This window comes from Gordonia liuliyuniae, assembly GCF_021739025.1.
Taxonomy (GTDB): domain Bacteria; phylum Actinomycetota; class Actinomycetes; order Mycobacteriales; family Mycobacteriaceae; genus Gordonia; species Gordonia liuliyuniae.
On sequence record NZ_JAKKOT010000006.1, the window covers coordinates 99,875 to 126,530 of the forward strand.

The window sequence follows — 26,656 nt, forward strand, 5'->3', positions numbered from 1 at the left end:
GACGTCGTGGGCACAAACCTCACAATCTCGACCCGATCCGCCCGGATCTACGGCTGGCGGGTCCATATACGTGAGAGTTGTGCCGGAGCGGTCAGACGATCCGTTCGCCACGGAGATAGAGGTGACCGCCCGCCGAGACGACGCTGGACCCGCCGTCCTCGACCGGCAGCGTCCACAACGGAGTGTCCTGGTCGGGACCATAGACCCGCACACCGTCCCGCGCCGACACCGCGACCCGGGTACCGTCCGTCCCGAGCATGTCGTACACCTCGTACCCGGACGCCGACGAGCCCGCGCCGGTCGCGACGTCGAACCACGCGAACGGCCGAATATCGGCGTCTCCGTCGGACTCCATGTTGTCGATGAGCGCGGACCGCCCGGCGGCCGTCACATGCGCGCTGTAAGCGCCGTCGAGTCGCCGCGACCACAGGACGTCGCCGGTCTCCGGATCGACGACGCCGATGTTCTTGTCGAGGTCGGCGAGCAGCGGCAGTCCGGGCGCAGGCGTGGTGAGCGACGTGCCCTGCGCGACGTACATCGGCTGCCAGTCGCCGGGCAGCGCTGCGAGTCGTCTGCCGTCTGTGTCGTAGAAGTGACCGGCGAGGGTGAACCCGGTGGCGTAGGGCGTGAGTTCGGGCGCCACCGAATACTGGTCGTCGGGCACCGGTACCCGAGCGACCTCCTTGTTATCGGCGACACGCACCGCGACCACCTCTTCGGCGGCGAACGCCCCGGACCCCTTCGGCGGCGTCACACCGACGACCGGCCCGCCGAGAGCGACGGACGACGTCGACTCCCGTGACCAGAGGCGGTGGGCGCGCCGATCGAGCACCTCGACGTCGAAGGACTCGCCTGACCCACTCGCCACCACCACGACGTTCCCGATGACGGCGAACGCGGCGCTGCTCGACGGCATGTCCTCGGATGCGGTCCGCACGCCGCGTTCTAGGTCGAAGAACATCAGGGAGCCGTCGTAGCCGACCCGGCACACCGCCCACGTCGCCTTCTCGTCGGCACCGCATTCGACCGGGGCGTCGTCGCCGCCGATCGGCACGGTTCGTCGCAGTCTCGCGGTCGCCGCGTCCACGATGTCGAGCGCACCATCGCGGCCGACGAGCACGATGTCGCCCACCGCGCCTGCCACCCGGACGTACTGGTCGCCGCCCGGCGGCTGGTACCTCCACGTCGACGCCGTCGGCTTGGTCTCCAATGACGGGAGCAGCGGTGTGATCTCAGGCAGGTCGAGGGCGCGCGCCGCGTCGGTCGGCTCCTGAACGTACTCACCTTCGCTCGTCAGAAAACGCGGAACCCCGACCCACAGTCCGACGACGAGCGCCACGACCACGGCGACGACTCCGCCCGCGATGAGCAACCGCCGCCTGTTCGACGCGGGGCGCGGCAGAGTCGGCGGCGCCTGGACGGTCGGCGAGTACTGCTGGTGGACTGGGGCTGACGGTCCGGCCTGCGGGGCCGGGTGCTGCGCGAGCGCCCCGGACAGCGTCGCCGCGAACTCCGACGCGGACGCGTACCGCTGGGCCGGGTCTTTCGCGGTCGCCCGCGCGAGCACTGCGTCCACCGCCTGCGTCAGATCCGGGCGCCGTGGAAGCACCGACGGAAGCGGTTCGTTGAGCTGTCGCAAGATGACCCGCGCCGCGCTGCTGTCGGCGAACGGCGCGCCGCCGGTCAGCAACGCGAACGCGGTGCACGCCAGCGAGTACTGGTCGCTGCGTCCGTCGACCGCTAACCCCTGCAACTGTTCGGGCGAGGCGAAGTCGAGGGTGCCGACCGCAGTTCCGGTCGCAGTCAACGAGGAGTCGGGCAGTTGCGAGCGGGCGATCCCGAAATCGGCGAGTAGGACGTCTCCGTCGTCGCTGAGAAGGATGTTCGCCGGCTTCACATCGCGGTGCACGAGTCCGCGCTGGTTGGCGCGGTCGAGTGCGTCACCGACGGTCGAGACGACGAACGCGACTTGGTTCGCGGCGAGCGGACCTTCGGCTGCGAGCCGTTCGGCGAGGTCGCGGCCTTCGACATAGGCCATCGCTATCCACAGGCGTCCGTCGCTCTCGCCTCGGTCGTAGACGGCGACGATGGCGGGATGGCGCAGTCCCGCAGCAAGTTCGGCTTCGCGCTCGAACCGCGCCCGATATGCCGGGTCGGCGGTCAGGTGCGACGCCAACACTTTGATCGCGTCGTGCCGGGGAAGCCGAGGGTGCCTCGCGAGATAGACCTCGCCCATTCCGCCCGCACCGAGTCGGCGTTCGATCACGTAGCCGGCGAACTCGGCGCCTGGCGACATACCGCTTCCGGCTGGCCTCTCGGTCATCGTCGGCCACCGCCGATCCGCGTGTTCACCGGGAAGACACTATACGAACGCGACGGACGAATCAGGCGTACCTCATTCGCGTGAACGAGCGTCCCCGCCGGGACGATCAGTTCGGCAGCTGCAGGTCGGGGCGGTAGTGATGCAGCCAGGCTCCGACCGTGCCGTGCACCCAGCCCGCTTCGAACTCACTGGGAAAGATCAGCCCCTGTTCAGTCGTGTGGGACTGTCCGCGACGCAGATGTGCGCGGCCGCCCGACACACGGTCGTGTGCCTTCAACCGGGCACGGCTCGCGCCGGGGAGCGGGGTGAGCGTCGCGCGCCCGACGATGCCAGCCGCGACCTTCGTCTGCGCGGCCGCGAGGACGCCGTTCGCGACACCGCCTGCCGCACCCGCGAGCGCGAGGTTCGCCCTCCTGCTGCTCGGGAGCGCCGAGTTCCGGACTTCGATACGGCTGACCGTCGCCCACGGCATGTCGATGGCGACGGTCCCGTCGGTGCGCTGCATACCGTGCGGCATGAGACGCAGCCGTTGGAGCTCGCCGAAGGTGCGTGTCAGCCGCACTTTGAGGCGCATGTACATCGAGCCGGCGACGACCGCGCCGCCGACCAGTCCCGCGACAAACGACACCGCCGCCACGTCGGGGACGATGATCCCGACGATCACAGCGATGACGAGTGCGGCGAACAGGAACGTGAACACGAGCAGCGGGATCATGCGCCGCATCTCGGAGGTCGGCTGCAGGATGCAGCGCAGTTCGACGGGCGTGGTGAAGTCCAACCCGGCGTCGGACCGGCCGAACGGCTGGTACGGCTGCCGGACCTGAGGTCTCGGACGCGTCGGGTCCGGAGATGTCGGGCCCGGGGGCGGGACGGGGCGGTCTGGTTCGGGAAACCGTCCGAACGGCCTGCCGCCTGATGCACCTGAAGTCACCTGGCGAATAGTAGCGCCGCAAAACGGTTGTAGCCGATTCTTCATTCGACCGACGGACAGCGTCCGGTCACGAGGCGAGCGACGCCGGTCGACGCATCGGCACGTGCGGGATCCCGTCTTCGACGAACTGCGGCCCGATGACGACGTACCCCCACCGTGCGTACATGTCCCGCAGATGGGCTTGGGCGTCCAACACGCTCGGCCTATCCCCGATCTCGGCGACGACCGCGTCGAGGATCGCACTGGTCAATCCGGTGCCGCGCAGCTCGTGGCGGGTGCAGACACGTCCGATGCGCAGCTCGCTCCGTCCGTCTGCGAGTCCGTCGACGAGAAGGCGGGCCGTCGCGACCGGCGAACCGTCGGGATCTGCACACCAGAAGTGGATCGTCGACGGCTCGGCGTCGCGCCCGTCGATCTCCGGATACGAACAGTTCTGCTCCACGACGAATACGTCGACACGGAGTCGGAGGATTCCGTGGAGCGTCGCGGGGTCGAGGTCGGCGAGCGGTCCTGAGTGCACGTAGTGGGCCACGACTCCCATGATGCCGAAGTCCCAGCACGATCGTTGCCGATGGCGCGATGGCCGACGGTTCGCACAGGGTGATACGACGGCGAACGGCATGTCGCGTTCACACAACGACGTCACATGTCGAGGCCGAAGTCGAGCACGGTCACCGAATGGGTGAGCGCGCCGACGGCGAGGTAGTCGACACCGGTCCTCGCGTAGTCCATGGCGACCTCGAGCGACAGTCCGCCCGACGATTCGAGCTTTGTCTCGGGCGCCGTCGCATCCCTGCGTTGCACTGCCATCTGCGTCTCCCACGGCTCGAAGTTGTCGAGCAGCACGAGTTGCGGATTCAACGGAAGCACCTCGTCGAGTTGGGAGAGGGAGTCCACCTCGACCTCGACCGGGACGTCGGGGGCAACAGCACGGACAGCTTCGAGCGCTTGCGCGACTCCCCCGGCAGCGACCACGTGGTTGTCCTTGATGAGCGCGGCGTCGCCGAGGCCCATGCGGTGGTTGACACCGCCGCCCGCACGCACGGCGTACTTCTGGAGGGCGCGCATGCCCGGCAGGGTCTTGCGGGAGTCACGGATCTTCGCGGTCGTCCCGTCGACAGCGTCGACCCATGCCGCCGTGGCAGTGGCGACACCGGACAGGTGGCACAGCAGGTTCAGCGCCGTGCGTTCGGCGGTCAACAACGCACGGGCCGGCGCCGTCAGCGCGAGGGCGACGGTCCCCGACTCCACACGGTCGCCGTCGTCGATGCGCGCGGTCACCTCGTAGCGACCGGGGCCGATCACTTGATCGAAGACCGCGAGCACCACGGGTAGGCCCGCGACCACGCCGTCCTGACGCGAGACGATCCGAGCCTGGGCGACGTCGTCCTCGGGCACCGTCGCCAGCGACGTGATGTCCGGGCCGTACCGGAGGTCCTCGATCAGCGCGGTCCGGATCAACGCCAGGAGATCCTCGTCCGCGACGTCGAGGACGAGTCGGCTTGCCGTCGTCTCGTCGCCGATGAACGTCCCGGTCATTCGCCGCCACCCGGGTTGCCGATCGCGATCATCCGCTCGACGGAGGCACGCGCACGGTCGGCGACGTCGGGCGCAACCCGGACCTCGTCCTTGCCTTCGGTGAGGCACCGCAGCAGCGCGGCCGGCGTGATCATCTTCATGTACGGGCAGGCGGCACGCGAATTCACGGCCTGGAAGTCGACCTCCGGCGCCGCCTTCCGCAGCTGGTGCAGCATGCCGACCTCGGTCGCCACCAGCACCTGCTTCGACTCGGTGGCTTTCGCCGCGTCGATCATGCCGCCCGTCGACAGGATCTGCACCCGGTCCTGCGGCACGGTGCCCTCACCCGCGAGGTAGAGGGCGCTCGTCGCACATCCGCACTCCGGGTGGATAAACAGGGCCGCGTCCGGGTGCGAGTCGACCTGATCGGTCAACTCGTCACCGTTGATGCCTGCGTGGACATGACATTCGCCCGCCCAGATGTGGATGTTGTCGCGTCCGGTCTCGCGCTTGACGTGGGCGCCGAGGAACTGGTCCGGCAGGAACAGCACGTCGCGGTCGGGGTCGATCGATGCGACGACGTCGACCGCGTTCGACGACGTGCAGCAGATGTCGGTGAGACCCTTCACCTCCGCCGTTGTGTTCACGTACGACACGACGAGCGCGTCCGGGTAGTCGGCCTTCCAGTCGCGCAATTCGTCCGCGGAGATCGAGTCAGCCAGCGAACAACCCGCACGCTCGTCTGGGATCAGGACTCGTTTCTCCGGACTGAGGATCTTCGCGGTCTCGGCCATGAAGTGGACGCCGCAGAACACGATCTCGTCGGCGTCGACCTCGGCCGCGATACGGGACAGGGCCAGGGAGTCGCCGACGTGGTCGGCGATGTCCTGAATCGCGGGCAGTTGGTAATTGTGCGCGAGGATGGTCGCGTTGCGCGCCTTCGCGAGCCGCTTGATCTCGGCCGCCCAGGCAGCGTCAGGCTCGACGCCCCCGTACGCGGCAGGGATTCCGTGGCGCGGGTCGGGCATCCCGAGATCGGTCTCGGTACGGGTGATGACAGTTCCAGTTGTCATGGCGGGAACTCCAATTCGCAGCGTCCGGCGTCGACTGGGCTGAGTCGACGCACTAGATCCGACGGTTTCCGATCTATGGTCGATAACCTCGCGGCCATCGTATCACTCAGCGGTGTGACCCCGTTCTCACCGGTGTGGCCACCCGACGCGTCCGACCGTCGAATCGCCCCACGAACGGCCGACATAGACTCACAGCCATGGCCGAATCCGTGCGTGTGGAAGTGCTGACCGCAGTGTTCCAAGTCCGCGAGTGCGACGACGCCGGTCACACACTCCAGGTGCTCCTCGCTCGCCGAGACGACGAATGGTCACTGCCCGGAGGTGCAATCGGCGACCGCGACACCCTCTCCACGGCCGCGCAACGTCACCTCGCCGAGCAAGCCCGGCTCACGCGCGTCGCGCATCTCGAACAGCTGTCGGTGTTCTCCGACCCCGACCGCGTCCCGGAATCGCGAACCATCGCATCGACGTTCCTCGGTCTGGTCCCCCGCGACATCCCCACCGACGCGACGTCCGACGACGCGGCCTGGGTGAACGTGACCGCGTTGCCGCCGCTCGCATTCGACCACGCCCAGATCATCCACCAGGCTCGACGCCGACTCGCCGCGAAACTGTCGTACACGAACATCGCGTTCGCGCTCGCGCCGGGAACCTTCTCGATGTCGGAGCTGTCCGAGATCTACGGCTCCGCGCTCGGCTACACCGTCGACGCCACCAACCTGTTACGGATCCTGTCGAGGCGCGGGGTGGTCGTGGCCACCGGCACCGTCGGACGCACCGGTCGGGCCGGCGGGCGGCCACCCAGCCTCTACGCCTTCGCCGACGCCAGCCTGCGGGTGACCGACGAATTCGCCACCCTGCGGCCGCCACTCTGAGCTCCCCGTCGACGGCGTGGCCTGAAACGACCAGTCGGTCGTCGGGACGTCCGGCCGCAGTGTCGGATTCTTCGCCGTGAGCACACAGAGGAGGTAGACGAGGACCGCGGTGGTCGGCGCGCACACCAACAGCAACCAGGGCGGAGACACATCCGAGTCGAACCACAGCCGGACCGTCAACTCATAGTCGCCCGGCACCTTCTCATCCAGCGCCGGACGCACCGCCTTGGCGATCCGGGTACCGATGTCCATCGCGAGCCCGGACGAGACGATCGCGATCACCGTCGTCAACAGCAGACCGGGCACACCGCGCATGGACCGCAGGCCGAACCACGACGCCAACGCCAAGACGACGCCGAGGCCGAACGCGAGGAACGCGAACGTGGCGACCCCACCGAACAGGTTCGCCGCTGCACCCTCACCGAACTGTGCTTCGCCCGGTGCGGTGACCGTCGCAGTCACCGTCGGCGACAACCACACCCACAGTGCGCCGACCAGCACGGACAGCGCGAGCACGACGACGATGAAGGTGACCGGCTCCCGGTAGCGGACGGCCGACGACGGCGCCAGCCGGGACGGTGACTCTGCGAGTGTCATCGTCGACCGAGTTCCACCGAGTCGATGGTTCCGTGACGGGAGCATCGCGCGCCCCACCCGTCCGGGACGATCTGTACGACCATCCGGCGACCGCACTGCCCGCAGAACCGCGGGGGCTCCAACCCGAGGCGGGCGGCCGCCGAGACGGCGTCGTCGGTCTGCAGGTCGAGTTCGACACCCGTGTAGACGCCGTACTTGAGCGGCTGCGCGAGCGGTCCCGGAACCACTCGGGTTCCGATCGAGTCCATGCCGATCATCTAATGCCTCCTGTCGACGCCGGTCGCGACCACGACGGTACACCCCGCCCCGTGGTCGTCAGATCGTGTCATTGAGCACCTTTATGGGCATCGACAGGTCAGCCAGCAGATCGAGGTCGCTCTCCGCGGGACGGCCCAACGTCGTCAGATAGTTGCCGACGATGACGGCGTTGACACCTCCGAGGATGCCCTGTTCGGCTCCGAGGTCGCCGAGTGTGATCTCGCGTCCGCCCGCGAACCGCAGGATGGTGCGCGGCAACGCGAGTCGGAACGCGGCGACCGATTTGAGGGCCTCGGACGCAGGCAGGACGTCGAGATCGCCGAACGGCGTGCCCGGCCGCGGGTTGAGGAAGTTCAACGGCACCTCGTCCGGTTCGAGAGCGGCGAGGTCGGCGGCGAACTCGGCCCGCTGTTCGAGAGACTCCCCCATCCCGAGGATGCCGCCGCAGCACACTTCCATCCCGGCGTCGCGGACCATGCGCAGCGTGCCCCACCGCTCCTCCCAGGTGTGGGTGGTGACGACGTTCGGGAAGTGGCTGCGCGCGGTCTCCAAGTTGTGGTTGTAGCGGTGCACCCCCATCGCCCCGAGCTCGTCAACCTGCTCTTGGGTCAGCATGCCGAGGCTGCACGCGATCTGGATGTCGACCTCGTTGCGGATCGCTTCGATCCCCGCCGCGACCTGGGCGAGCAGCCGTTTGTCCGGTCCGCGGACGGCGGCGACGATGCAGAACTCGGTGGCTCCGGTCTTGGCGGTCTGCTTCGCGGCCTCGACGAGCGACGGGATGTCGATCCATGCGCTCCGGACGGGTGATGCGAACAGCCCCGACTGGCTGCAGAAGTGGCAGTCCTCCGGGCAGCCACCGGTCTTCAGCGAGACGATGCCCTCGACCTCCACCTCCGGCCCACACCAGCGCATCCGAACGTCGTGGGCCAGCGCGAGGATCTCGGTGAGTCGGTCGTCGTCGAGACGCAGGACCGACAGCACCTGCTCCTGGTCGAGTCCGATGCCGCGTTCGAGCACCTGCCCTCGCGCGATGTCGAGAATGTCGGCGGTCTGCGACGCGGAGCCCTGCGGCTGTTCGGTGGTGGTCACTGGTCGATCTCCTGTCGATGGGCTGATTGGTCGCCTGTCAGTTCGTGACGGGCGGTTCTTGACGGCTGGTCATGGCGGCTAAACGGTTCATCACAGCTGGACGGTTCGTGGATCGCCTCGCCGCCGACGACGGTCGCCGACGACGGTCGCCGATATCCACCCGGGCGCAGAACGCTGGAAGTCGGCCGGGGTGCGCGATCCCGCGCCGGCCGGCACGACCCCGATGACCGGCACACCGGTGAGCCGTTCCAGATCCGCGCGATTGCATGCCGCCGCCAGATCCGGTTCGGCTGGCCAGGACCCGATGACGAGTCCGGCCACCGCGACGGCCGCGCGCCCGAGCTCACGGATGGTGAGCTCGGTGTGGTTGAGAGTGCCGAGTCCGGCATCGGCGACGACGACGACCGGTGCGTCCAACTCTCGGGCGACATCGACGATCGTCAGGTCCGGAGCGAGCCGCACCAGGATGCCGCCCGCGCCTTCGACGATCACCAGATCGCAGTCGGACGCGAGTTCGCCGACCGCAGCACGGACCGCGTCCATGCTCAGGAAGGGCATCGACGCCCGCAGCGCGGCCGTCTCCGGCGCAAGGGGGTCGCGATAGCGGACCGGTTCACGGGTCGGCAGGTCGCCGACGAGACCGACGACGGTGGCGAGGTCCCCGCCCTCACCCCCGGTGACGCCGGTCTGCGCGGGTTTGCACACCCCCACGCGCAGGCCCGCTGCACGGGCGGTCGCCGCGAGAGCGGCGACCGCGACGGTCTTGCCCACGTCGGTGCCGGTGCCGGAGACGATGAGGATGCGGGCGCTCATCGGGCCGCGACCTCACTCGAGCAGCGCGCGGTGTCCAGCGCGGCGTGGACGACCGCGGCCACGGTGTCGATCGTCGCGTCGTCGAGGTCGGCGCGCACCGTGAGACGCAGCCGTGAGGTCCCGTCGGGCACCGACGGCGGGCGGAAGCATCCGACGAGGACTCCTCGATCTCGACAGAAGGCGGCCGCGGCGACGGCGTCGACCGGGTCGCCGACGATGAGCGAGACGACGGCCGAGTCGGGTGCCGGAGCGTTCAGTGCGCCAGCGAGCCGCTCAGCGTTGCGTCGCAGACGCAGCGGCAGTCCCGGGTCGGCGACCAGGACTCGAAGCGCGGCATGTGCGGCGCCGACGGCCGCTGGGTTGAGGCCGGTGTCGAAGATGAAGGTCCGCGCATGATCGATCAGGTGGTCGCGCAGCAGGCGCGATCCCGCGACCACTCCGCCTTGCGCGGCGAGCGACTTCGAGCAGACGGCGGTCACCACCAGTTCGTCCGCGCCAGCCAGTCCGCTGTCGGCCACGACACCGCGACCGCCCGGCCCGCGGACGCCGATCGCGTGCGCCTCGTCGACGAGAAGCATCGCGCCGTGCTCACGGGCCGCCGCATACAACTCGCGCACCGGAGCCAACCGTCCGTCAACGCTGTACACCGCGTCGGTCACGACCAGCGCGCGCCGCTCGGCGCGCTGCGCGAGTACCCGCCGGACGGCGTCGTGGTCGCCCCGGTCGACGACCACGACACGAGCCCGCGACAGCCGGCATCCGTCGATCAGCGAGGCGTGGGATCCGGCGTCGCTGACGATGAGATCACCACGTCCGACGAGCGCGGTGATCGCGCCGACGTTCGCGAGGTACCCGGACGAGAACAGCAGCGCCGCGTCTGTGCCGAGGAAACGGGCGACGTCGTCCTCGAAGTCGAGGTGGGCCTGTGTCGTCCCGACGACGAGGCGAGACGACGTCGACCCGGTGCCCCACGTGTCGATCCCGGCGTGGGCGCCCGCGATCACCGCGGGGTGTCGGGACAGACCGAGGTAGTCGTTGGACGCGAGATTGATCCCGCTCGCGTGCGATCGGCGTGCGATCGGTGCTCGGTGCAGACCGGCCGCGACCGTGCGTTCGGCGACGTCGGCGAGCCATGCGGTGCTCATACGGCCTCCAGAGTCGCGTGGACGCCTGCGGCGATTCCCGCGGTGACGGTCGCGAGATCGGCGTCGTCGATGACGAACGGCGGCATCGTGTAGATCATGGTGCGGAATGGCCGCAGCCAGACGCCTGCGTCGAGGACGGCGTCGGTGGTCGCGCGCATGTCGACCGGCCGATCGAGTTCGACGACGCCGATCGCCCCGAGCACCCGGACGTCGACGACGCCGTCGACGTCGGCGAGCCCGGTGAGCCCGGCGCGCAGCCGGGCCTCGATCTGCGGGATGCGTCGGCGCCAGTCCGACGCGGCCAGCACCTCCAAGGACGCGCACGCGACCGCGCAGGCCAGTGGGTTCGCCATGAATGTCGGCCCGTGGGCGAGACCACCCGCTTCGCCTCGGCTGATGACGTCGGCGACCGCATCGGTCGTCAGCGTCGCGGCGAGCGTCAGGTATCCACCGGTGAGAGCCTTGCCGACACAGAGGATGTCGGGCGCTATCCCGGCGTGGTCGACGGCGAACAACGCACCGGTCCGGCCGAAACCGGTCGCGATCTCGTCGCAGATCAGGAGCACGTCGTGGGCGTCACACAACTCCCGCAGTGCACGGACCAGACGCGGATCGTGAAAGCGCATGCCGCCGGCGCCCTGGACGACGGGTTCGATGATGACGGCGGCGAGCCGATCGCGGTGCCGGGTCAACGCGTCGTCGACGAGCGCGACGTACCCCTCGTCGTAGTCGACGGGCGGCGCGGGCACGAACACCTGCTCGGCGATCACGCCGCGCCACATGGCGTGCATGCCGCCGTCCGGGTCGCACACGCTCATCGGCGCGAACGTGTCGCCGTGGTAGCCGCCGCGCCAGGTGAGGACGCGGTTGCGCATCGTCCGCCCGAGGCTCCGCTGATACTGGACGGCCATCTTGATGGCGACTTCGACGGACACCGACCCGGAGTCTGCGAAGAACACCTTGGTCAACGATTCGGGGGTCAGGTCGACGAGCGCGGCGGCCAGTCGCGCGGCGGGCTCATGGGTCAGACCGCCGAACATGACGTGTGACATCTTCCGCAGTTGGTCGGTCGCGGCCGCGTCGAGCACCGGGTGTCGGTAGCCGTGGATCGCCGCCCACCACGAACTCATGCCGTCGATGGCGGTCGTTCCGTCGGCGAACGTCAGGCGCACGCCGGACGCCGATTCCACGACGCGGGGCGGCGTCGTCGCGGGGAAGCCGCCGTACGGATGCCACACGTGATCGGCGTCGATCGTTTCGATGGTGGCCTGATCCATACCGTCCTCCTCGCCTGCTCCCCGTCACAGCACCGTGCCGCAATCCTGAACACTGTACAGGCGAACCTGTACGACGTACAGGACGGGCGTGTTCCGCGTACCGAACGACGTGTTCGAGGCGGCTACCCTGGCCGGGTGAGCAACTCTCGGTCCGACGTCCTCGCCGCTGCGCGCGCCATCTTGGCCGAGCACAGCCTCGCCGACCTGACCATGCGGCGGCTGGCCACCGACCTCGGCGTCCGACCGAACGCGCTCTACTGGCATTTTCCGAATAAGCAGACGATGCTCGCAGCCCTTGCCGACGACATCCTCGACGCAGTCGCGGTGCCGGCGGAAGGCTCTGCGCCCGAACGAATCCGACGTGTCGCGACCGCTATGCGCGCAGCCCTGCTCGCCGTCCCCGACAGTGCCGAGATCGTGTCGTCGGCGTGGGCGTCCGGACTGTCGGCCAGATCGACGGTCGAGACGATAGTCACCGTCGCCAGCGACGGCGGGCTCGACGACCGGACCGCCGCGGGCGTCGCGACCGCCGTCTGCCAGCTGACGATCGGACTCACCATCGAGGAGCAGACGCGCACCCAGATGGAGCGTCTCGGAGTCACCGGGCCGTCGGGTCGTGACTTCGACGGCGAGTTCGAGGACGGTCTCGACGTCATCGTGTCGGGTGCGCGCGCGCGGACCACCCTCACCGCCGATTAGAGGTCGCCGATTAGAGGTCGGGCCGCCCGGTTGAGTAGATTCATCAGTCGTTCATGAAGAAGGACGCGATTGTCCGCCGACCGAGACGACCGAAACGACCGAGACCGTGGCAGCCACCGACCCGACGCCTGATTTGAGGCCCGTATACCGCACAGACCTGGACGGCCTGCGCGGTGTCGCGATCGCCCTCGTCGCCTGCTTCCACATCTGGTTCGGCAAGGTTTCCGGCGGCGTCGACGTGTTCCTCACCCTGTCGGGCTACTTCTTCATCGGCTCGCTGCTGCGGCACGCGATCGCATCCGCCGACCCGGTCGCGTCGTTTCGCGACACCGTGAACCCGTGGCCGCGCCTGTCGCGTCTGCTGCGCCGCCTGCTGCCCGCGCTGATCACTGTGCTGATCGGCGTCGCGATCCTCACCGTGACGATGCTGCCGCAGACCCGGTGGGTCAACGTCGGCCGGGAGATCATCGCGAGCGCCCTCTACTACCAGAACTACTATCTCGCCTGGAACTCGCAGGACTACCTGGCTGCGAGTTCGGCGAACAGCCCGCTGCAGCATCTGTGGTCGATGTCGATGCAGGGCCAGTTCTTCGTCTCGGCGATGCTGTGCGGGCTGGTGCTCGCCGCGCTCCTCAAACTTCTCGGCACCGTGCTGCGCGCGTTCACTCGTCCCGCTGTGATCCGCGCCGTGTTCGGCGTCGTCGTCGCACTGGTGGCCGCCGCTTCGTTCGCCCATGCGACCATCCAGCAGGGCATCAACCAGCCGTACAACTATTACGACACGCTGGCGCGCCTGTGGGAGCCGCTCGTCGGCGGGCTCCTGGCGATCTGGATGCCGCGGGTTCGCGTGCCGTCGTCGCTGCGCAGCCTCGTCACCGTGGGCGCGCTCGCCCTCATCGTCTCGTGCGGCTGGTGGCTCGACGGCGTCGCCGAGTATCCGGGGCCGATGGCCTGGGTCCCGGTCGGTGCGACGCTGCTGATCATCGTCTCGGGCGGCGGCCCGGGAACGCAGCCGTCCGCCAACCGGATGCTCGCCTCCCGGCAGGGCGTCTGGCTGGGCAACCTGGCGTACGCGCTGTACCTGATCCACTGGCCGCTGCTCATCTTCTATCTGAGCTACGTCGAGTCCGACCACGCCTCGATCGTCGCCGGGACGTGCATCCTCGCCGTCTCACTCGGGCTGGCGTGGCTCACCAAGCGGTACATCGAGGATCCGTTGCGGGGTGGTCAGCGGTCACCGCTGACCACCCGACACTGGCCCGGACACCCCCGGATCCGGTACGCCGCCGTCCTCGCTGTGCTCCTGGTGCTCGGCGCGGCGTGCGTGGGCACCGGCGTGAAACTGTGGGAACGGCACATGTCGACCGTCGCTGTCGACACCACCGAGCTCGACCCCCACCTGTATCCAGGCGCCCGCGCTTGGGCCGACGACGTCCCGGTGCCCGCCCTGGATCCGCAGCCCACTCCGCTCGCCGCAGAGTTCGACCTCGCGCCGACAACCGCAGACGGTGTGATGGCCGACTTCGCGGACCTCGACTTCCACGTCGGCGTCTACGGCGACCCGACTGCGACGCGGACTCTCGCCGTCGCGGGCGGATCACATGCCGAGATGTGGGTTCCCGCCCTCGACATCATCGGGAAACGCAACGGCTTCAAGGTGACCACGTACCTGAAGATGGGCTGCCCGCTCACCCTGGAGGAGACTCCGACTCGCAGCGACGGGACACCCTACCCCGAATGCGCGCAGTGGGTCCGCACGGTGCTCGACGAGCTCGAACGTGTCCGACCCGACGCCGTCTTCACCAACTCGACCCGCCCGAACCCCGACGGCCGCGCCGACTATGTGCCGCCCGGCTACCTCGAGGTGTTCGACGAACTGACTGCTGCGGGTCTGCCTGTGGTCGGCGTCCGCGACACGCCGTGGCCGCACCGCGACGACGGGCAGCCGATCACGACACCCGGATGTCTGGCCGCGGGCGGCGATGCAGACAGTTGCGGCTCGAACCGCGCGTACTCCCTCGCCCCGCACGACCCGATCGCCGACTACGCGCGCGGCAATCCCCTGATGTTCTCCATCGACCTGTCCGACAGCGTCTGCGACGACACGTTCTGTCCAGCCGTCGTCGGTAACATCGTCGTCTACAAAGACTATGACCATTTGGGAGCTACGTACGTCCGCAGCCTGAGCAGCGCTCTGTCGCAACTGCTGGCGCAGGCGCTGCCCTGGACCGGACCCCCGTTCGGCCCGTTCGACTGACCGGGCGACCCCGTCGACGATCGGAGCGCCATGACGACGGTCCCGGCCGACCCGGTCGCGACATACCGTGTCCAGCTGACGCCGGACTTCGCGTTCGCCGAAGTGGCTGGCATTCTCGACCACCTCGTGAGTCTGGGGATCAGTCACCTCTATCTGTCGCCGATTCTGGCTGCCATGCCAGGGTCGACGCACGGATACGACTGGTGTCCACCGGCCCGCATCTCCCCGGAGCTCGGAGGCGCCGACGGATACCGCCTGCTGCGGGCGCATGCGAGGGCCGTCGGGATCGGGATCATCCTGGACATCGTGCCCAATCATCTCGGTGTCTTCGACGCCCACCACAACGAGTGGTGGGCCGACGTCCTGCGCCACGGGTCGGATTCGGAGTACGCCGACTATTTCGACCTCGACACCGATTTCGGCGACAGCGCACTGTGCCTGCCGTGGCTGTCCGCAGACGGCGACCTGTCATCACTCCGTGTCTCCGACGGCGAACTGTGGCTCGGCGACCGCTACCTTCCGACGGCCGACGGCACGCTCCGACCGGGCGCGACCCCCGATGAGGTCCTCGCCGCCCAACGCTACCGGCTCGTACCGTTCGACAGCCGCCAAATCGGGTACCGTCGATTCCTCGCCGTCAACGAACTCGCAGCACTCCGCCAAGAGGTGCCCGAGGTGTACGAGGCCACGCACGCCTGGCTCCGCGAGCTCGCGGCCGACGACCTGTTCGACGGCGTCCGCGTCGACCATCTCGACGGGCTCACCGACCCGATCGGCTACTGCCGCAGGCTCCGCGCCGACATCGGCGATCGACTGCTGTACGTGGAGAAGGGATTGAGCGTCGGCGAACATCTCGATCCGGGCCTGTCGGTCGACGGGACGACCGGCTATGAACAGCTCCGGCTGATCGAAGGCGCGTTCACCGCGCCGTCCGGAGCGGTCGAGCTGTCGGAGGTCTTCCAGCGGATCACCGGGTACGCCGGCGACGGCGACGAACTGAACGCACGGGCCGCGGCGCTGCGGCATGTGACGCTCGTCGACATGTTCTCCGACCGCCTACGACGCGCCACCGCACTGTTCGCCCGGAGCGCACCAGAGGTACCCGTGCACAACGTCCAGCAGGCGGTCGCCACGTTGATCTCGGGCGCGCGAGTCGCACGACCGGGCTACCCGTCGTCCAGCCCGGTCGTCCTCGAGACGATCGCTCGTCTGCGCGTCGAGAACCCGTCGATGGCCGACGGTCTCGACGTGCTCGCGCGAGCGTTCGCCTCGCCCGAGCACGCACCGCAGGCCGTCGCCCGCCTCGGCGAAGCCGTCGCAGCGGTGTCGGCGAAGGCCATCGAAGACATCGGCTACCACCGCACGGCGCGTCTCGTGTCGGCGAACGAGTTGGGCTGTACGCCGCTGGCGCCCACGGTCAATCGCGATGAGTTCCACGGCACTCTGGCGGCACGTGCCCGCGACTGGCCGCGCGCCTTGTCCGCCCTGTCGACCCACGACACCAAACGCAGCGAAGACGTCCGTGCACGGATCGCGGTGCTCGCCCAGATCCCGCAACGCTGGACCGTCCTCGTCCTGACGCTGTGGCAGGTGGCGCCGCCGCCGCACGCGCAGACCGCGTACTTCCTCCTGCAGAACCTGATCGGCGTCTGGCCCGACGCCGGGACGCCGGACGCGACCGTCCGGGCACGGTTCCACGCGTATGCGCGCAAAGCGATGCGCGAAGCGCAGCTCATCTCATCGTGGACGGCGGTCGACGACGCGGCCGAGTCGGCGATCCTCGACTGGATCGACCGACTGCTCACCGGAACTCCCGCCGATCTGATCAGCGACTTGGTCGCCGTCATCGCCGAGCCCGCCCGCGACGAGTCGATCTCCCGCAAGACCCTGTCGTTGTTGATGCCCGGAGTCGGCGACGTCTATCAGGGCACCCAGTGGTGGGACGACTCACTCACCGACCCCGACAACCGTCGCGCCGTCGACTACCGGCGTTCCGGCGACGACGAGCACGGTCTGGACCACCCGAAAGCCCGCATGATCGCGACGGCGCTCGCCGTCCGGCGTCGCCACCCGGACTGCTTCGGTCCCGGCGGCGGGTACGCGGGTGTCGTCTGCCGCGGCCCGAGCGGCATCCACGTCATCGCGTTCACTCGCGGCGGCGCCGACGGTGAGCCGCAGGTGTTGGTCGCCGCGATCCGGTTGGCGCACACGTTCCGCGCGGGCTCCGCACGCGAGCACGCCGTCATCCCACTCCCGCCCGGCGTCTGGCGGGACGCCGCCACCGGGGCCGATCACCACGGCTCGGTCACCGCCGACACCGTCTTCGGTGACCGCCCCGCGGTCGTGTTGGAACGGTTGTGATCAGCCGGCCGGCTGCTGAGTGGGGGCTGCCGGTGCGGGGATCGCCTGCTCGGGCTGGCCGGCCGACTCGCCTGCCATGCCCGGTACGGCCTGCACGTTGGAGACCAGCCAGTCGCCGTCGGACTTCTCGAGCGTCAACTGGATGAGGGTGACAGCGTGGCCGCCGCTCGGTGCGACCGCCGATGTACCGGTGAACTCCAAGCTCACCACGGTCACCGCACGATCCTTCGAGAACGACTCGACCATCGTCGAGTTGACCTTCGTCGTCACGTTGGCGAGCTTCTGCGTGTCGCGCCACTGCACCATGTCCGGCGCAGACTTCTCGATCTGTTCCTTCTGTTTGCCCGTCGAGAGCGGTCCGACCTTCGCCTTCAACTGGTCGGCCGATGCGCCCTCTTCGAGCAGGACGCCGAAGTACTCGGTGACATAGTGGGCCGACGCCGCCTTGCTGTCGTCGAACGCGTTCAGTTCCTGCTCGGTGTCGTACCACTTCCACCCGCAGAAGCCGAGCACTGCCAGGACTGCGACCACGACGATCGCCGCGCCGATGCGCAGCAACACCCGCGCCGACACCGTGAACTGCTTGCCGCCCGACGTGTCAGCGGAGTCGGCTCGCGCTTGCGCCTTCGCCTTGGCCTTCGCGGCGACCCCAGTGGCGGTTCCACTCTCGGCGGTCCCACTCTCGGCGGCCCCAGTCTCGGCGGCCCCAGTCTCAGCGGCCCCAGTCTCAGCGGATTCAGTCTCCGTGGTTTCCGCCTCCTGCCCGGCGTCGTCGGTGGTGTTCTCGATCTCAGAGTCCTCGGGCTTCATACATCCTTCACTTGTCCAATGGAACCGATCGTGCATTCGGATCGTAGTTCGGCGGCGGTCCCGCGGTGTCGTCGCCCTTCGGTCGCGGAGCGTTCTTCGAGCCTCGAGTCTGCAGCGTCGGGTCCTTGGTCTCGCAATACAGGTTGGTCGGCACTGTCAGCTCCAAGATCTTGGTCGGGCGGACCGGTGCCATCGTGTAGTTGCAGGCGGGCCGCGGATACACCGACGCCAGCGCCCACCAGGCTCCGTCGTGGAACATCTTCTGCGCCTGAATGCTGCCGTCGCGGATCGACGGGAACAGGTTCGCCAGGGTGGGAGCGCGCAACGCGCCCTGCCGTCCGATGTCGAGGAACTGTTTGAGGATGTCGCTGACCGGATCGGTGATCGTCGACAGCGACCCGGCGAGCGACGTGAATTGTGCAGGACCACGGCCCAGCAGTTCGCGGATCTCGCCGTCGGACTTCGCGACCGCCGTCATCAGCTCGTTGGTGCCGGTCGCCAGCTTTCCGAAGTCGGGTTGGACGTCGGCCGTCGTCTTGAAGATCGTGCCGAGATTGTTGATGAGCTCAGTCGTCTGCGGGAGGACCCTCGCGAGATCGGCGAAGATCACGCCGCCCGAATGGAAGATCGACTTGAGTTGGTTCGGCCCCTTGTCGTTGAGGGCGATTTCCAGTTCCTGCAGTGTCGACGTCAGCTTGGGTGCATCGATCTGGCTGATCACATCCAACGTGGACTGCAGCATCGACGAGAACGCCACCGTCACATGGGTCTGTTCGCCCATCTCGATGGTGTCGCCGTCCTCCAGGTACGGGCCCTCGTTAGTGGCAGGCGTGAAGTTCACGTACTGTTCGCCCGCCGCCGAGAGGCCGAGCGCCGACACCTTCGACTTCTTGTTGATCTTCACATCGTCGTCCAGCCGGAGGTGGACCTGGACGCTCGACGGAGTCACCTGGATGTCGCGGACTTCACCGATCTGCGAACCGCGGAGCATCACCTTGCTGGTGCCCTGCAGTCCACCCGATTCCGGGAAGTCCACCGTGACGTCGTAGGTGCCCTGCCACGGACGCCAGCTCAACGAGCCGAACGCCAGGTACGCCAGGCCGAGGAGCATCACCACGACCAGACCGAGGTTTCCGATGATGATCTTGTGTCTGGTCAGCCACTTCTTCATCGCTGTCCCCCAGTGTCGCCGGTGATCATCGCGAGCAGACGAGCCAAGGTCACTTGGAGGGCGTGATCGCCCTGAGTGATGTCGGAGGCGTCCGGCAGTCGCGACGCCGAGTCGAACCCGACACCCGGCGAGAGCCAGAACACCTTCGCGGCGACGGAGGCCGCCGAACTCGCCGTCGACTTGGCCCACTTCGGGGTCAGTTCGGCGAGGCGGTCCGACAGCGGCCCGAAGATGGGCGCCGACTCGTTGAGCGCGCCCAGCGTCGTGTTGAGGTTGACGAGCAGTTCGCTGAAGTTCTGCTTCTCCGACTTCAGGAAGTCGTTGGTCGCGGAGGTCACCTTGTTCGACTTGTCGAGCGTGGTCAGGATCGAACCGACCTGGCCGTCGACGGCGTCGATGGCCGCGGGAAGCTTGTTCACCGAGGCGGCGATCTGCGACCGGCCGTCCGCGAGTTCCTTGGTCAGGTCCGCGGTGACAGCCATCGCCCTGTCGACCTCGCCGGAGTTCCGGTTGAACTTGTCGATCGCCGTCGTGAAGCCTTCGATCGCACCGTGGAGCTCGGGCGCGTTCCCACCGATCGCGGTCGACAATTCCGTGAAGATCCGCTGCAGCGCACTCACTGATCCGCTGTCGACGAGAGCCGTCGTACTGATGAGCAGATCCTCGACCGTCGCCGCAGCCGAGGTCGGACCGGTCAGCGTTCCACCGTCCCCGACGGCGCCCTTCGATGGGTCCTTCGGCGGGACGAGAGCGACGAACACGTCGCCGAGCGGCGTCGCCTGACGGAGTTCGGCTCCCGTTCCGACCGGCAGGGTCACACTCTTGGACACCGACATCGTCACGTTCGCGCGATAGTTCTCGGCGACGATGTCGTCGACCACGCCGACGTCGGTGCCCGCCAGACGGACCTTCGCCTGACTCGGAAGGTTGAGCGCGTTCTCGAACGACGCGTGGACGGTGATCGCGTCACCGATGCCGCCCGGGGCGGGCAACGGGATCTGTTCCACGGTGACGCCAGGGACCGCGCCGCACGCGGCCAGGCTGATCGTGGTGGCCAAGGCGACGACCGCCGCGCCGACCTTCCTCATCCGTGGCTTTCTCATCCGTGTCATTTCGTCAACAGCCCCAACAGTCCCGAGTAGATGCCCATGTCGGGACCGAAATCGTTCAGACGTCCGGTCCGGCAGCCCTTCTTGTTCACGTTGATCGCCTCGCAGAGAGTCGCAGCGAGCTCGTTGTCGACCAGCGACTTGTCGAGCAGCACCGACGCGCGCCACGCACCCTGCTCGGCGGAGACCGAATTCGACAGATTCTGGAAGAGCAGCGGGGCGATATCGACCGATTCGACGACCTGCCTCGAATAGTCCGACAGGTTCGCGATGACCGCGCTCAACCGCCCGGTCGACGAGCTGATGGTGCCCGCGTTGTTCGCCAAGAACTCGGACGTGTTCGTCAGGGTGCGATTCAAGTCGTCCAGCGACGAGACGAGTCCGACCGACTGCTCGCCGAGCATCTGCGACACCGTCGTCAGCGACGACGAGAACTGCAGCATCTTCGGATAGTTGTCGGTCAACGCCGTCGTCAACTTGCTCATCGACTTGAGGATGTCGACGATCGCGTCACCGTTGTCGGCGCCGGTCTTGCCTGCCTTCGCCAACGCGTCGAGCGCTTCTCGGAGGCGTTCACCGTTGCCGTCGGCGATACCGGACGTGATGTCGACCAAGTCGGCGATCGGCCCCTCGCCCGGCTCGTCGCCGGACAGGTTCACGACCAACTTGTCGATCGAGTCGAACAGGGTGCCGATCTCGACGGGAGCCTTCGTGTGCTTGATGACGTCGTCGGCGCCGAGCGTCGGACCGCCGGTGTAGGCGGGCGTCAGCTCTACGTGGCGGGTCGTGACGATCGACGTGTTCACGATCGCCGCGGTGGCGTCGGCCGGCACCGAGACGTCGTTGTCGACGGTCATCTCGACCTTCACGCGGGTGCCCTGCGGCTCCACCGACAAGATGCGGCCGACCGGCATGCCGAGGACGGCGACGTCGTTGCCCTCGTACAGGCCCGACACATCGTCGAAATACGCGGTCACGGTCTTCGACTGCCCCAGCGCCGACGACCAACTCGCGGGCACCAGGGAACACCCGGTCACGGTGATCACGGTGACCGCGGTCATCGCGACCGCTGCGACGGCCCGCCGCGTTCGGGCTCGCGTCATCGTCAGCATCCGTCCACCACCTTCGCCAGGCACAGCCAGTTGTCGGGGAAGATGCCCCACGGGAGATAGCCGTTGGCGTACGGACCGTCACCCACCAGGTTGTTGGTCAGACGGGCCGTGACCGGCAGCACCTCGAGCATCTTGCGCAGATTGTCACGGTTCTTCTCCAGACCCGACGAGATGGTGTCCAGGTTCGCCATCACCGGCGCGAACTGGTTGCCGTTCTCGGCCGCCACCGCCCGCGCCTGCTCGGTGAGTTCGGCGACGCCGTCGAGCATGCGGGTGACCAGACGCTCGCGCGTCGATATCTTCGTCGCGAGCTGGGCGCCCTGCCCGACGATGATCGACAGCTGGAACTGGCTGTTCTCCACTTGCTCGGTGACCGCCTTGGTGTCGGTGAGGAGCTGGCCGATCTGGTCGGTCCGGTTGTTGATGACCGCCGACATCCGGGTCAGCGCGTCGAGAGTGGGCTCGGCGATCGCCGGAGCACCCTTGAGCTGAGTGTTCAACGTGCGGATGCTGTTCGCGAGGTCGTCGGCTTTGATGCCCGCCAACACCGGGGTGCCCTTCTCGAGGGTCTGTTGCAGGTCGTACGGCACACGCGTGGTCGTGATGCGGTCGCCGTCCAACTCCTTGTCGGATTCACCGAGGACGACGTCGACGTAGCGCTGGCCGAGGAGAGTCGACATCTTGATCTCGGCGGAACCGTCCTCACGGACGGTCACGTCGTTGTCCACCTTCATCGTGACCTTCACGTGGTCGCCCGCCAGTTCCGTGTCGGAGACTTCACCGACGTCGATGCCCGCGACACGCACCTTGTCGCCAGTGCGCAGACCGCCGGCCTGGATGAAGTCGCCCGTGTACGTCTTCTTCCCGATGTTCGCCGAACTGATGCCGACGATCGCGACGAGCAGAACGATGATGCCGATCGCACCGAAGACGCCGTACCAGAGTCCACGGCGGTCGCCGAACGATGAGCGCAAACGATTCTTCACTGGCACACCACCGAGTGTTGGGTTCCGCCGATCTGGGTGATCAGCCCCGGCGGAAGCAAGACGTCGCCGATCGAGATGTCGAGTTCACATGCATAGATGTTCAAGTAGGCGCCCTGCATCATGACGAGCGGGAAGTGACCGAGGAACTCGGGAAGAACCTTGGCCATGGTGTCGAGCTTGCCGCCCTGACCGATGAGTTTGGACGTGGCTTCGCGGGCCGCGGTACCGGCGTCGCGTAGCGACCCCCGGTTCTCGGCGAGCACATCCGCGAATCCGTCGGCGGTCGTGCCGATCTGATCGATCGACTTGCCGAACGCCGCCGAATTGCCGTTGAGGTTCTCGACGAGTTTCGAGGCGCTGTCGATCAAGGTCTGCACCTGCTTGCCCTGCGACGCCAATTCGCGCATCACCACCGAGAGGTTCGTGATGATCGAGCCGAGCACCTGGTCGCGGTTCGCCATGTCGTCAGCCACCTGGCCGATCTGCGAGAGCGTCCGAGACAGCGACACCTCGTCGCCCTGGAACGTCTTGATCAGGCTCTCCGAGAGCGAGTTGACCTGTTCGGGAGTGAGGGTGTCGAAGACCGGCTGGAAGCCGGCGAGCAGCTTCGTCACATCGAACGAGTCCTCGCCGGGCAGGTGGAGTGTCGATCCCTTGTCCAGTTCCCGTTCCGGCTTGTCGCCGTCGAGGTTCAACGCGAGATACCGCTGTCCAATCAGGTTCTGGTAGCGGATCGCGGCTCGCGTGTTGGCGTAGACGTGCTGGCCGTCCTGCACCTCGAACGTGACCCTGGCACGTCCGTCGTCGAGCTCGATGTCCTGGACTCGACCGACCCGCACACCGGCCATGCGGACGTCGTCACCGGACGCCAGACCGGACGCGTCGCCGAACGTGGTGGCGTAATCGGTCACTTCGCCCGGCACCGAACGTTCCAGGGTCGACCAGATCAGGTAGGTGACGAGCAGCGCGACCACCGCGAACACGCCGAAACCGATCAACGGCTTACGGATGCTGTCCGTGTTCTTGCTCATCGCTGTCCCTCCTGCTCAGGCGCAACCGAGACCAGCGGCCCGAGCATCAGCTTCTCCGCGGACGTCGGCGTGCGCCCCAGCGCGGTGCCCAACGTCCTGGAGTCCCGCGACGTCGATACGCCGCGCGACTTCTTCGCATTCCGGTTCCGGTCGGGCTGCATACCGCCTTCGGGATACACCAGCAGCGGACCCGACTGCGTCGGACCGGTTCCGGTGCCCGGTCCGACACATCCCGGGCCGCGGAGCTGACCGTACGGCCCACCGTCGTACACGGGACAGTTTTGCTTCGTGTACATCCGGTAGGCGCCGAAGTTGATGCCCAGGTTCAGTTGGACGTGCCCGTTGACGCCGGTGAAGACGCCGAGCACGCGACCGGCGAGCACGTACAGTTCACGCAAGGCCTGCGGTAGGGCGTCGGGGTCGAGCATCGTCGCACCCAACGTCGTGTTGAGATCGCGGACGACGCGCTTTCCGGCGTCTCCGTTCTTCGCGAACAGCGCCTGCGTCGTGTCGAGCAGCTCCTGGCTGTTCGAGAGCAGTGCGGTGAGATCGTCCTGCTTCTCGGCGATCGTCAATGCGGGCTTCACCGACTTGCCGAGCGTGTCGAGCAGTGTGGGCGTCGAGGACGCCAGCCCTTCGACGGCGTTGGTGAAGTTGTCGAAACCCGACGGCGCGCCCGGTGGGAACTGCGCGTTGATCGTCTTCCAGTACGTGTCGAGGACCCCGACGAAAGTCGAGAAGGTGGCCCCGCCGCCGTCGAGTGCGTCGGCGATGGTGCCGAGCACCATGCCGAGATCCTCCGGCGGGACGCTGCGCAGCAGGGACCGCAACTCGTTCTGTGCATCCTGCAAGCGGATCGTCGGCTCCGACGTATCGGCCTTGACGGTGGCACCGTCCGACAGACGGTCGTCCGACGGGTGTTCGGGACGGATGAGTTCGACTGAGTTGACGCCGAACAGGTTCGACGGGACGGTCCGCGCCGTCGTGTTCGCCGGAATGCCCTCGGCCTGCTTCGGATCGAGCAGCATCGCGACCTCACGCTGCTGTTCCGACGACGAGCCGACGACCGAGACCGTGTCGACTTGGCCGACGATCATGCCGTTGTAGCGGACGTCAGCCCCGCTGATCAGACCGTCGCCGACATCGGTCAACGACGCCGACACCTCGGTGTTGTCCTCGAACTTTCCTTCGTACCGCGCCCACAGGAGCCCGAGCACCAACACACCGACGACGGCGAAGATCACTCCTCGCACGAAGTACGTCGTCATCGACGGATCGCGTCCACCGGTATCGATTTTCATGGCCGCCTACCCCGATATCCTGATTCCGGCGGTCAAACCCCAGAACACGAGCGTCAAGATCAGATTCGCGAACACGATCGTGATGATCGACAACCGGATCGCGTGGCCCGCTGCGATGCCGACGCCTTCGGGGCCGCCGGACGCGAAGTAGCCGTAGTAGCACTGGATGAACGTCGTCAACAGCACGAACACGATCACCTTGATGAACGAGAAGACGACGTCACGCGACAGAATGAACGATTCGAAGTAGTGCATGTACGTTCCGGAACCCTCGCCGCTCTGCACTTGGAACATCACCTGGCAGGCGATGTAGTTCGCGGCGAGCGAGATCGCGTACAGCGGGATGATCGACAGGACCGCAGCCGCCATGCGGGTGGTCACCAGATACGGCAGCGGGCGGATCGCAATGGATTCGAGGGCGTCGATTTCTTCGCTGATGCGCATCGAACCGAGCTGCGCGGTGAATCGACATCCCGACTGCGCGGTGAACGCCGTCGCTGCGAGGAGCGGCGCGATCTCGCGAGTAGTGGCGAACGCCGAGAGACCACCGGTCAGCGGCGACATGCCGAGCAGGTTCAACGCGGTGTAACCCTCGATACCGACCGTCGCACCGCCCATCACGCCCAAGATCACCATGACGCCGACGGTGCCGCCGCCGACGACGATCGCGCCGTTGCCCCACGCGACGTCGGACAGCAGCCGCCAGACTTCCTTCTTGTAGTGGCGGAACGTGATCGGCGCGAGCGCGATTGAGCGCACCAGGAACGTGATCAGGTGCCCCATCGCGACGAGTCCGTCACGCGGACCCGCCAGCGCTTTGCGCCCCCACTCCAGCGGTTTCAGAACGGGCGGGGTGTATCGAGACGCTGTCATGTCACACCACCTTCGCCGGGACGACGAGCGCGAACACCTGGGTGAGCACCACGTTCACGGTGAACAGCAGCAGGACGGAGTTGACGACCGCCGCATTGACCGAGTTCGCGACACCGGCCGGGCCGCCGCTCGTATTCAGCCCGCGGTCGCAGGCGACGACGGCCACGATGGCCCCGAATATCACCGCTTTCACCAAGGCGAATATCAGGTCCGACGTGCTCGCGAACGACGCGAACGTCCCCGTATAACTGCCTGGCGTACCGCCCTGCGCGTACACGTTGAACACATAACCGGTGATGAAGCCGACGAAGCAGACGAAGCCGCACAGCAGGAACGCGACGAGCATGGTCGCCAGCAGTCGCGGCGAGATGAGACGTTGGATCGGGTTCACCCCCATGACCTTCATCGCATCGATCTCGTCGCGGATGGTGCGCGAGCCGAGGTCGGCGGCGATGGCCGATCCGACGGCCCCGGCCAGCAGCAGCGAGGTGACCAGGGGTGCGCCCTGCCGGATCACGCCGAGGCCGGTCGCCGCGCCGGAGAACGACGTCGCACCGATCTGTCCGGCGATGTTCGACACCTGGATGGAGACGATGACACCGATCGGGATGGCGACGAGAAGAGTCGGGAACACCGACGTCGAGGCCATGAAGGCGCACTGGCGGACGAACTCTTTGAAGGGGAATCGACGTTTGGCGATGTCGACGATCAAGACTTTGAAGACTTCGACGAACATCGCCAACTGGCGGCCGAACGTCTCGAACGATTTGGTGATGTGCTCGCGATACCACTTGCCCGCACCGCTCGCCGACCATCTCGTACCGAGCCCGGTTCGCGTACTTACCGTTTCCGTGCTCACTCCCCTACCTTCGCGTCGTCAAACCAAGGCCGTCAGCCGGACGGGAAGATCATCCCCGACGCCCGCCACGGTCTTCCGCGAGGATCCCCGCCGATGTCCGCCAATCCGTGGATCGAAGCATACACAGTGCAGACGGTTTCGTGTGCACGGAGTCACAGATACTCCGGCTGTGTCGCGCGCCGCAC

General features: G+C 67.4%; 23 protein-coding genes and 1 pseudogene. 4 read left to right on the plus strand and 20 right to left on the minus strand.

Features of this window, described 5'->3' with window-relative positions; translation table 11 throughout:
- Positions 1-91: 91 nt before the first annotated feature.
- The 5 genes from L5G28_RS13715 to nadA all read right to left on the minus strand — a co-directional run bounded on the left by L5G28_RS13715 (position 92) and on the right by nadA (position 5,800).
- Positions 92-2,323 (minus strand): serine/threonine-protein kinase, encoded by a 2,232-nt coding sequence (locus L5G28_RS13715; RefSeq protein ID WP_237002023.1) that lies wholly within the window; start codon positions 2,321-2,323, stop codon positions 92-94.
- A 106-nt stretch (positions 2,324-2,429) separates the two neighbouring features.
- Positions 2,430-3,254, minus strand: a complete 825-nt coding sequence (locus tag L5G28_RS13720; RefSeq protein ID WP_237002024.1) for a hypothetical protein — start codon at positions 3,252-3,254, stop codon at positions 2,430-2,432.
- Between the two features lie 67 nt (positions 3,255-3,321).
- The gene (locus tag L5G28_RS13725) at positions 3,322-3,786 is read right to left on the minus strand and encodes a GNAT family N-acetyltransferase (protein ID WP_372477228.1); all 465 of its coding nucleotides are present in this window, start codon (positions 3,784-3,786) and stop codon (positions 3,322-3,324) included.
- A 110-nt stretch (positions 3,787-3,896) separates the two neighbouring features.
- Positions 3,897-4,793 (minus strand): carboxylating nicotinate-nucleotide diphosphorylase, encoded by an 897-nt coding sequence (nadC, locus tag L5G28_RS13730; RefSeq protein ID WP_237002026.1) that lies wholly within the window; start codon positions 4,791-4,793, stop codon positions 3,897-3,899.
- Entirely contained in the window at positions 4,790-5,800 is a 1,011-nt protein-coding gene (nadA, locus tag L5G28_RS13735) for a quinolinate synthase NadA (RefSeq protein ID WP_237002249.1), read from the minus strand. Before nadA ends, nadC begins: the two co-directional genes overlap by 4 nt.
- Positions 5,801-6,042: 242 nt before the next feature.
- Between nadA and L5G28_RS13740 the strand changes: the two genes are divergently transcribed.
- Positions 6,043-6,720: an NUDIX hydrolase gene (locus L5G28_RS13740; RefSeq protein ID WP_265744305.1), complete on the plus strand. Its 678-nt coding sequence runs from the start codon at positions 6,043-6,045 to the stop codon at positions 6,718-6,720.
- Between the two features lie 81 nt (positions 6,721-6,801).
- Here the strand turns inward: L5G28_RS13740 and L5G28_RS13745 are convergent.
- From L5G28_RS13745 to L5G28_RS13770, 6 genes and pseudogenes are all read right to left on the minus strand, one after another.
- Positions 6,802-7,362, minus strand: a pseudogene (locus L5G28_RS13745) (DUF2567 domain-containing protein); the annotation flags it as partial.
- Complete coding sequence (bsaP, locus tag L5G28_RS13750; RefSeq protein WP_237002027.1) at positions 7,314-7,574, minus strand: biotin synthase auxiliary protein BsaP; 261 nt, start codon at positions 7,572-7,574, stop codon at positions 7,314-7,316. The gene bsaP and the pseudogene L5G28_RS13745, both read right to left, overlap by 49 nt.
- A gap of 58 nt (positions 7,575-7,632) precedes the next feature.
- Positions 7,633-8,667, minus strand: a complete 1,035-nt coding sequence (bioB, locus tag L5G28_RS13755; RefSeq protein ID WP_237002028.1) for a biotin synthase BioB — start codon at positions 8,665-8,667, stop codon at positions 7,633-7,635.
- Between the two features lie 90 nt (positions 8,668-8,757).
- Positions 8,758-9,480 (minus strand): dethiobiotin synthase, encoded by a 723-nt coding sequence (gene bioD / locus L5G28_RS13760; RefSeq protein WP_237002029.1) that lies wholly within the window; start codon positions 9,478-9,480, stop codon positions 8,758-8,760.
- Positions 9,477-10,625 carry an 8-amino-7-oxononanoate synthase gene (locus L5G28_RS13765; RefSeq protein WP_237002030.1) on the minus strand — a complete coding sequence of 383 codons (1,149 nt, stop codon included), beginning with the start codon at positions 10,623-10,625 and terminating at the stop codon, positions 9,477-9,479. The genes bioD and L5G28_RS13765 overlap by 4 nt, the downstream gene beginning before the upstream one ends.
- On the minus strand, positions 10,622-11,902 hold the full coding sequence (locus tag L5G28_RS13770) for an adenosylmethionine--8-amino-7-oxononanoate transaminase (protein ID WP_237002031.1): 1,281 nt from the start codon (positions 11,900-11,902) through the stop codon (positions 10,622-10,624). The genes L5G28_RS13765 and L5G28_RS13770 overlap by 4 nt, the downstream gene beginning before the upstream one ends.
- Positions 11,903-12,037: 135 nt before the next feature.
- Between L5G28_RS13770 and L5G28_RS13775 the strand changes: the two genes are divergently transcribed.
- From L5G28_RS13775 to treY, 3 genes are all read left to right on the plus strand, one after another.
- On the plus strand, positions 12,038-12,601 hold the full coding sequence (locus L5G28_RS13775; protein WP_237002032.1) for a TetR family transcriptional regulator: 564 nt from the start codon (positions 12,038-12,040) through the stop codon (positions 12,599-12,601).
- Positions 12,602-12,707: 106 nt separating this feature from the next.
- On the plus strand, positions 12,708-14,858 hold the full coding sequence (locus L5G28_RS13780; protein ID WP_237002033.1) for an acyltransferase family protein: 2,151 nt from the start codon (positions 12,708-12,710) through the stop codon (positions 14,856-14,858).
- Between the two features lie 30 nt (positions 14,859-14,888).
- A complete protein-coding gene (gene treY / locus L5G28_RS13785; RefSeq protein WP_237002034.1) occupies positions 14,889-17,219 on the plus strand; it encodes a malto-oligosyltrehalose synthase in 2,331 nt (776 codons plus the stop codon).
- On the opposite strand, the gene L5G28_RS13790 is transcribed toward treY, so the two are convergent.
- The 9 genes from L5G28_RS13790 to L5G28_RS13830 are packed head-to-tail and all read right to left on the minus strand — an operon-like array spanning position 17,220 to position 26,471.
- Entirely contained in the window at positions 17,220-18,029 is an 810-nt protein-coding gene (locus tag L5G28_RS13790) for a hypothetical protein (protein ID WP_237002035.1), read from the minus strand.
- Between the two features lie 7 nt (positions 18,030-18,036).
- On the minus strand, positions 18,037-19,200 hold the full coding sequence (locus L5G28_RS13795) for an MlaD family protein (protein ID WP_237002036.1): 1,164 nt from the start codon (positions 19,198-19,200) through the stop codon (positions 18,037-18,039).
- On the minus strand, positions 19,197-20,288 hold the full coding sequence (locus tag L5G28_RS13800; RefSeq protein WP_237002037.1) for an MCE family protein: 1,092 nt from the start codon (positions 20,286-20,288) through the stop codon (positions 19,197-19,199). Before L5G28_RS13800 ends, L5G28_RS13795 begins: the two co-directional genes overlap by 4 nt.
- Positions 20,289-20,308: 20 nt before the next feature.
- On the minus strand, positions 20,309-21,421 hold the full coding sequence (locus tag L5G28_RS13805; protein WP_237002038.1) for an MCE family protein: 1,113 nt from the start codon (positions 21,419-21,421) through the stop codon (positions 20,309-20,311).
- On the minus strand, positions 21,415-22,407 hold the full coding sequence (locus L5G28_RS13810; RefSeq protein WP_236998749.1) for an MCE family protein: 993 nt from the start codon (positions 22,405-22,407) through the stop codon (positions 21,415-21,417). Before L5G28_RS13810 ends, L5G28_RS13805 begins: the two co-directional genes overlap by 7 nt.
- A complete protein-coding gene (locus tag L5G28_RS13815) occupies positions 22,404-23,438 on the minus strand; it encodes an MCE family protein (RefSeq protein WP_237002039.1) in 1,035 nt (344 codons plus the stop codon). The genes L5G28_RS13810 and L5G28_RS13815 overlap by 4 nt, the downstream gene beginning before the upstream one ends.
- On the minus strand, positions 23,435-24,739 hold the full coding sequence (locus L5G28_RS13820; RefSeq protein WP_237002040.1) for an MCE family protein: 1,305 nt from the start codon (positions 24,737-24,739) through the stop codon (positions 23,435-23,437). The genes L5G28_RS13815 and L5G28_RS13820 overlap by 4 nt, the downstream gene beginning before the upstream one ends.
- 6 nt (positions 24,740-24,745) lie before the next feature.
- Complete coding sequence (locus tag L5G28_RS13825) at positions 24,746-25,612, minus strand: ABC transporter permease (protein WP_236998495.1); 867 nt, start codon at positions 25,610-25,612, stop codon at positions 24,746-24,748.
- 1 nt (position 25,613) lies between these two features.
- Entirely contained in the window at positions 25,614-26,471 is an 858-nt protein-coding gene (locus L5G28_RS13830; RefSeq protein WP_372476899.1) for an MlaE family ABC transporter permease, read from the minus strand.
- Between the last annotated feature and the right edge of the window lie 185 nt (positions 26,472-26,656).